At 69.7% G+C, this 6,163-nt stretch carries 6 protein-coding genes and 2 pseudogenes; 5 read left to right on the forward strand and 3 right to left on the reverse strand.

Annotated features, from left to right (window positions below):
* Together QAA18_RS10075 and pgl are read left to right on the forward strand one after the other, a co-directional pair.
* A partial coding sequence (locus QAA18_RS10075; RefSeq protein ID WP_279412796.1) for a glucokinase occupies nt 1–563 on the forward strand: 563 nt, incomplete at its 5' end.
* Nucleotides 560–1,258 (forward strand): 6-phosphogluconolactonase, encoded by a 699-nt coding sequence (gene pgl, locus QAA18_RS10080; protein ID WP_279412798.1) that lies wholly within the window; start codon nt 560–562, stop codon nt 1,256–1,258. The genes QAA18_RS10075 and pgl, both read left to right, overlap by 4 nt.
* Before the next feature lie 21 nt (nt 1,259–1,279).
* Here the strand turns inward: pgl and QAA18_RS10085 are convergent, their stop codons facing one another.
* The 3 genes from QAA18_RS10085 to QAA18_RS10095 all read right to left on the reverse strand — a co-directional run bounded on the left by QAA18_RS10085 (nt 1,280) and on the right by QAA18_RS10095 (nt 3,051).
* A complete protein-coding gene (locus QAA18_RS10085) occupies nt 1,280–2,296 on the reverse strand; it encodes a LacI family DNA-binding transcriptional regulator (protein ID WP_279412800.1) in 1,017 nt (338 codons plus the stop codon).
* A 177-nt stretch (nt 2,297–2,473) separates the two neighbouring features.
* The gene (locus tag QAA18_RS10090; protein ID WP_279412803.1) at nt 2,474–2,719 is read right to left on the reverse strand and encodes a BolA family transcriptional regulator; all 246 of its coding nucleotides are present in this window, start codon (nt 2,717–2,719) and stop codon (nt 2,474–2,476) included.
* 32 nt (nt 2,720–2,751) lie between these two features.
* Nucleotides 2,752–3,051 (reverse strand): YciI family protein, encoded by a 300-nt coding sequence (locus QAA18_RS10095; RefSeq protein WP_279412801.1) that lies wholly within the window; start codon nt 3,049–3,051, stop codon nt 2,752–2,754.
* Between the two features lie 313 nt (nt 3,052–3,364).
* Between QAA18_RS10095 and QAA18_RS10100 the strand changes: the two are divergent.
* The 3 genes and pseudogenes from QAA18_RS10100 to QAA18_RS10110 form a co-directional block, all read left to right on the forward strand.
* A pseudogene (locus QAA18_RS10100) lies at nt 3,365–4,210 on the forward strand (ScpA family protein); the annotation flags it as partial.
* Nucleotides 4,211–4,213: 3 nt separating this feature from the next.
* Nucleotides 4,214–4,792, forward strand: a pseudogene (gene scpB, locus QAA18_RS10105) (SMC-Scp complex subunit ScpB); the annotation flags it as partial.
* 119 nt (nt 4,793–4,911) lie between these two features.
* A partial coding sequence (locus QAA18_RS10110) for a pseudouridine synthase (RefSeq protein WP_279412802.1) occupies nt 4,912–6,163 on the forward strand: 1,252 nt, incomplete at its 3' end.

Here is a 6,163-nt window from a genome sequence, read left to right on the forward strand (position 1 = left end):
CCGTGGCCGGCGCCGGCACCGGCTTGGGGGTCGGCCTGCTGATGCGGCGCGGCGGTCGCTGGTCCGCGCTGGCCACCGAGGGCGGGCACGCCGGATTCGCGCCTGCATCGGCGACGGAAATCGCGATCCTTCAACAACTTGCAGCCGATTTTGGACGTGTTTCCAACGAACGCCTGGTCAGCGGCGCGGGACTGGTCAACCTGCACCGCGCACTGGCCCGCATCGAGGGGCGGGATCCGCCGGCGGCGATGGCACCCGAGGACGTCACCGCCGGCGCGGAGGCCGGGGATCCGCTGTGCCGACGCACGGTCGGCACGTTCCGCGACGTGTTCGCCTCGATCGCCGGCGACCTGGTGCTGGCTTTCGGCGCCTGGGACGGCATCTATCTCAGCGGGGGCCTGGTGCCACCCCTGCTTCCAGTGCTGCGCGATCCGGCGTTCCGCAAGCGCTTCGAGGACAAGGGTCGTTATGCCGCCGCGATGACGGCAGTGCCGACGATCGCGGTCCTGCATCCGCAGCCGGGATTGTTGGGTGCCGCGGCCGTGGCCGGGGACGCCCGGTGAAGGTGACGCTGCACGAGTTCCGCAACGACGACCAATGGTCGTGGGCGGCCGCGGTGGCGGTCGCGGCCGCCTTGCGCCGCGACCTCGAGGAACTGCCGCGCGCACGCCTGCTGGTGTCCGGCGGCAGCACGCCCGCAGCGGTGTTCCGCGCCTTGTCCCAGGCCCCGCTGGAATGGGACCGCGTGGACATCGGCCTGGTCGACGAACGCTGGCTGCTGCCCGAGGACCCGGACAGCAATGCGCACCTGGTTCGCGAACACCTGCTGTGCGGGAACGCGGCAAGCGCCCACTTCGAACCACTGACCCGGCCTGGGCGCAGCATCGAGGCCGCGGTGGCCCACGCCAACTTGCTCGCCAGCCAGCCTGCGGGCGTCGTGCTGCTGGGCATGGGCAGCGACGGGCACTTCGCTTCGCTGTTCCCGCGCATGCGCGGCCTGCGCGACGCCTTCGAGAGCGCCAGCGCCTACGTGGCCGTGGACGCCAGCGGTTGCCCGGGCGCCGGGCCGTGGCAGCGGCGCATCAGCCTGACGCCGGCCGGGCTCGCCCCGGCGCATACGCGCCTGCTGCTGCTGCGCGGCGAGGACAAGCGCGACGTGTTCGAGCGCGCACTCGAAGGCAGCGACCCGATCGAGATGCCGGTGCGCATGGCCTTCCAGGCGCCAGGCGCACGATTGCAGGTCTATTGGAGTCCCTAAAGCTGGAGTCCCTGGACGGCCTCAGACCGGCTTGGCGGTGGACTCGCGCACCACCAGTTCCGGCTGCACGATCCGCGTTCGGGCCTCGCCATCGCCTTCCATGCGGTCGAGCAGCATGGCGAAGGCATCACTGCCCAGTCGCGACAGGTCGATGCGCATGCTCGTGAGCGGCGGCGAGGTGTGACTGGCCAGCGGAATGTCGTTGAAGCCGGCCAGGCCGATGTCGTCCGGAATGCGCAGGCCCGCTCGCTGGAACGCGAACATGCAACCCAGCGCCATCATGTCGTTGGCGGCGAACACCGCGTCCGGCCGGCGCGGCCCGGCGAGCAGTTCCTCGCCGGCGCGCGAGCCCGACTGTACGTCGAAATCGCCCTGCACCACGCGCGCGGGAACACCCGGCAGCAGCTGCGCCATCGCGTCCATGTAGCCGCGCAGGCGCTCGGTGGCGTTGAAGTGCGGCAGCCGCCCGGAAATGAATGCGATGTCGCGATAACCCTGGTCGACCAGGTGGCGCATCATCGCCATCGCGCCGGCATGGTTGTCCACGCCCAGGATGGACACGCCGTCGGCGGCCGGGTCGCTGTCGAGCAGCAGCACCGGCAGCGAGCGCGGCAGGTTGGCCGCGGCGACCTCGAGGCCGCCGTACGGCGAAATCGCCAGCAGGCCGTCGACCCGGCCGCGCATCACCCGCACCGCGGCAGCCTGGCTGTCGGCGCTGCGATGGTGGCCGGAAACCAGCAGTTGCAGGCCGCGCTCCCGGGCGGCGGCATCGATGCCGCACATCAGGCGGGCGAAGAATTCGCATGGCAGGTCCGGCAGGACCACACCGACGGTATGGGTGCGACCCCGGCTGAGGCTGCGCGCGGCATGGTGCGGGCTGTAGTCGATCGAGCTGGCGATTTCCACGACCCGCTTGCGGACCGCCTCGGCAACGTTGTCATGGCCGTTGAGCGCGCGCGACACCGTCGCAACCGACACGTTCGCGAGCCTCGCGACATCCCTGATCGTGGGGCTGGCTGCTCCCATTCCCTTCTCCATCCACGGACAAGCCCATCAAGCTAGTCCCTGCCCGGCCGGACGGCAACGCAAACGGTTACATGAACCCCGGGCGAACACGGGTGTCCGCAGTGAAAATCCTTTCGCGTTGCGGGTTTGCCCGAATGCGGTGGAAAGGCGATTTGTTGCGCCGCAACATCATGTTGCGCGAATCATAATTTATTCGTTTGGCGCGCTCGCACGAATAGCCAATGCGTGGATATCGTCCTGCATCATCGCGCCCAACGCGGCATACACCGCACGATGCCTGGCAAGCGGCGCCATGCCCGCAAATGCGGCACTGCGGATCTCCAGGGTGAAGTGGCCGTGGCCGTCGCGCGCGCCGGCGTGGCCGGCATGGCGATGGCTGTCGTCCCGGATCTCCAGGCGCTCCGGCGCGAACGCCTGTTCGAGCAGGGCACGCATGCGCACGATGCGCTCGCTGTTGTCGGGCACGCTCACGGCAGCACCGGCCGGAAGGGCCGCACGTCGACCCGCGCATAGACGCCGGCATCGACATAGGGATCGGCCGCGGCCCAGTCGCGGGCCGCCTCCAGCGACTCGAACTCGGCGATCACGATGCTCCCCGAGAAGCCCGCCGGGCCCGGATCCTCGGCATCGATGGCCGGGCACGGGCCGGCCAGCAGCAACCGTCCGGCATCACGCAGGGCGTGCAGCCTGGCCAGGTGGGCGGCGCGCGCCTGCAGCCGCTTGCCCAGCACGTCGCTGCCGTCATGCCCTTCGATCGCGTACCACATCGTTGCGGTGTCCCTGCCTGCGGAGACCCGGGATTGTAGCCGCCGCCCGGCCGCGACCCGCCGTTCATCCGGACGCTGGACAGGCCCCCGCGCAGCCCGTAACCTGTCTGCCATAGTTCGGGGCAGCGCCGTGCCACGGCCGATTCGCTCCTTCGCCGACGACCTTATCCGCTGATCCCGCCGCCTGAGTGCGCGGCGTGTGGCGCATGGCGTCCCGGGTACCGCTCCACGGGTCGATGGTTCATCGATGACATCCGAAAGCCCCACCGGCACAGTCGCGGAAGCGACCGCCGTACACGACGGAAACACCCGCCCCCAGCAGCAGGAAATGCCGCTGGCGATGGTGCTTGGCCAGCCGGTGCTGCAGATCCCGCAGGACCTGTACATCCCGCCGGATGCGCTCGAGGTCATCCTCGACGCCTTCGAAGGGCCGCTGGACCTGCTGCTGTACCTGATCCGGCGGCAGAACCTGGACATCCTCGACATCCCGGTGGCGGAGATCACCCGCCAGTACGTCGACTACATCCAGGCCATGCACGAGATGCGCTTCGAGCTGGCCGCCGAGTACCTGGTGATGGCCGCGATCCTGGCCGAGATCAAGTCGCGGATGCTGCTGCCGCGGTCGGAACTGGCCGAGGACGAGGAAGGCGACCCGCGCGCCGAGCTGGTGCGCAGGCTGCAGGAATACGAGCGCTTCAAGCAGGCCGCCGAGGACCTGGACGCCCTGCCCCGGCAGGACCGGGACACCACCCCGGCCGGCGCCTTCGTGCCGGACCGGGCCTCGGTGAAGCTGCCGCCGCCGGTGGACCTGCGCGAGATGCTGCTGGCCCTGCACGACGTGCTCAAGCGCGCCGAGCTGTACACCCAGCACGCGATCAAGCGCGACGCCCTGAGCGTGCGCCAGCGCATGGGCGAACTGCTGGCGCGGCTGCAGGACGGCGCGTTCCATCGCTTCGAGTCGCTGTTCGAGCCGCGCGAAGGGCGCCTGGGCGTGGTCGTGACCTTCCTGGGCATCCTCGAACTGGCCAAGGAGCGGCTGCTCGACGTGGTCCAGGAGGCGCCGCTGGCGCCCATCTATATCAAGTCGCTGGCGGCCGGTTCCGGCGACGGCGACGGCAACCCGCCCGAACTCACCAGCGAATTCGACGAAAACGACTGATCTATGGACGACCAAGCCCAGCCAGACAACAGCAAGCTCGATACCCGGATGGTCGCCCGCATCGTCGAGGCGGCCCTGCTCGCCGCCAGCCAGCCGCTGTCGCTGCAGCAATTGCGCGCCCTGTTCCCTCTGGACGAGCCGGCGCCCGACGGCAGCATCGAGCAGTCACTCGACGCGCTGCGCGAGGCCTGCGCCGACCGCGGCGTCGAGCTGGTCGAACTGGCCTCGGGCTTCCGCTACCAGGTCAAGGCCGACGTCCACCCCTGGGTCGCGCGCCTGTGGTCGGAACGCCAGACGAAGTACACCCGCGCCACGCTCGAGACCCTGGCGCTGATCGCCTACCGCCAGCCCATCACCCGCGGCGAGATCGAACAGGTCCGCGGCGTGGCGGTGAACAGCAACATCATCAAGGCGCTGGAAGAGCGCGAATGGATCCGCGTGGTCGGCCATCGCGACGTTCCCGGCAAGCCGGAGCTGCTGGCCACCACCAAGGGCTTCCTGGACTACTTCGGGCTCAAGCGCCTGGAGGACCTGCCGCCGCTGTCCGAACTCAAGGACTTCGGCGAACTCGAACCGCAGTTGTCGTTCGAGGACGACAGCAACAACGCCGCCAACGACAGCGGCGACACCATGCCCATCGGCGACATCGCCACTGCCGACGGCGCCGACGACTACGACAACGAACACGAAGAAGACACGGAATGAGCAACACCAAGGACAAGCCCGCGCGCAAGCTGACCCTCAAGCGCGCCGAGGCCGAGACCCCCGCCACCCGCCTCGAGGAGCGCCTGCACAAGGTCCTGGCCCAGGCCGGGCTCGGTTCGCGCCGCGCGCTCGAGCAGCGCATCGCCGACGGCATGGTCAAGGTCAACGGCGAAATCGCGCAGCTGGGCTCCAGCGTCAAGGGCGGCGACCGGATCGAGATCGACGGCAAGACCTTCGTCGCCAGCGCACTGAGCGAACCGGCCCGGGTGCTGATGTATAACAAGCCCGAAGGCGAGGTCACCACGCGCGAGGATCCCGAAGGCCGCCCGACCATCTTCGAGGCCCTGCCCGCCCTCAAGGGTGCGCGCTGGATCGCCATCGGCCGCCTGGACATCAACACCACCGGCCTGCTGCTGCTCACCACCGACGGCGAGCTGGCCAACGCGATGATGCATCCCTCGCATGAAATCGCCCGCGAATACGTGTGCCGCGTGCGCGCGCCGGAAGGCGAGGACAGCGTGTCGGACAAGATCGCCGACCGCCTGCGCCGCGGCGTGGCGCTGGATGACGGCCCGGCGAAGTTCGACGAGATCGAACGCATCGGCGGTACCGACTCGCACGACTGGTTCCGGGTCCTGCTCAAGGAGGGCCGCAACCGCGAGGTGCGCCGCCTGTGGGAATCGCAGGGCTGCCAGGTCAGCCGCCTGAAGCGCGTTCGTTACGGCAGTGTCGAACTGCCGCAGCCGCTGCTGCGCGGGCATTCGCAGGAGCTGCCGGCCGATCGCGTCGAAGCGCTGCGCAAGGAACTCGGCCTGGAAGACGGCACGCCGTCGGCATTGACGCTGCAGCCGGTGATCGGCCAGCGCAAGGCTGCCAAGTCGACCGTGCACGTGGGCGGCCATCGCGCCCAGGGTTACATCGGCGGCCACAACACCGCCGACGAGGGCCGCGAGCTGCGTCGCTTCGACCACGTGCGCGAGGACCGTCGCGGGCGCGGTGGCAAGAAGCCCCATGGCGGCCTCACCGTCAGCGGCGAGGCCGCGGCCAAGCAGGTCAACAAGGCGTTCAAGCCCAAGGGCCCGCGCCAGCCCGGCCAGAACGCGCGCCGCGGCAAGGCGGGCGCCGGCCAGGGACACGACAACCCGGCGGCATTCCGCACCTGGTACGTGCCCGATGGCGTCGATACCGGTCCCAGCGGCCATCGCAATCCCGACGGTGCGCGTGGTCCGCGCAAGCCGCATGGCGGCA

This window comes from Luteimonas sp. 8-5 (genome assembly GCF_029763755.1).
Lineage (GTDB): Bacteria > Pseudomonadota > Gammaproteobacteria > Xanthomonadales > Xanthomonadaceae > Cognatiluteimonas.

Coding starts and splice junctions, on each gene's coding strand:
- QAA18_RS10085 (WP_279412800.1), bottom strand. CDS start 2,296: ATGGAGAAGGGAATGGGAGCAGCCAGCCCCACGATCAGGGATGTCGCG.
- QAA18_RS10090 (WP_279412803.1), bottom strand. CDS start 2,719: ATGCGTGCCCTGCTCGAACAGGCGTTCGCGCCGGAGCGCCTGGAGATC.
- QAA18_RS10095 (WP_279412801.1), bottom strand. CDS start 3,051: ATGTGGTACGCGATCGAAGGGCATGACGGCAGCGACGTGCTGGGCAAG.